Origin of the sequence: Streptomyces phaeochromogenes (genome assembly GCF_001418655.1) — a bacterium.
GTDB classification, from domain to species: domain Bacteria; phylum Actinomycetota; class Actinomycetes; order Streptomycetales; family Streptomycetaceae; genus Streptomyces; species Streptomyces phaeochromogenes.
The window spans coordinates 1,980-2,240 of record NZ_LIQZ01000487.1 but is presented as its reverse complement, the minus strand read 5'-3'; the positions used below and the strand labels follow the sequence as shown (position 1 = coordinate 2,240).

The following is a 261-nucleotide window of genomic DNA, read 5'->3' as shown; positions in this document are numbered from 1 at the left end:
GCCGAGCCCGAAGCCCAGGGCACCGACCGAGCGTCCCGTCCGCTTGGTGTACCTCTGCAGCACCTGCTGGACGAGGACGTTGCCGAGCGCCCAGACGCACCAGAAGACGCTGACGAACACGGCCGGGTTGTCGGCGTCGAGTTCGGTGGAGTACACGGGCAGCGCCGCGTTGTGCGACGAGGACCCGAGCGCGTCGATACCGCGCAGCGCCACCATCAGCCCGAGCACCGGAACCGCACCGAGCGCCACGAGCGCGGCGGG

General features: G+C 71.3%; 1 pseudogene. It reads right to left on the bottom strand.

What is annotated here, in order from left to right:
- A pseudogene (locus tag AOK17_RS53000) lies at window positions 1-261 on the bottom strand (MFS transporter); the annotation flags it as partial.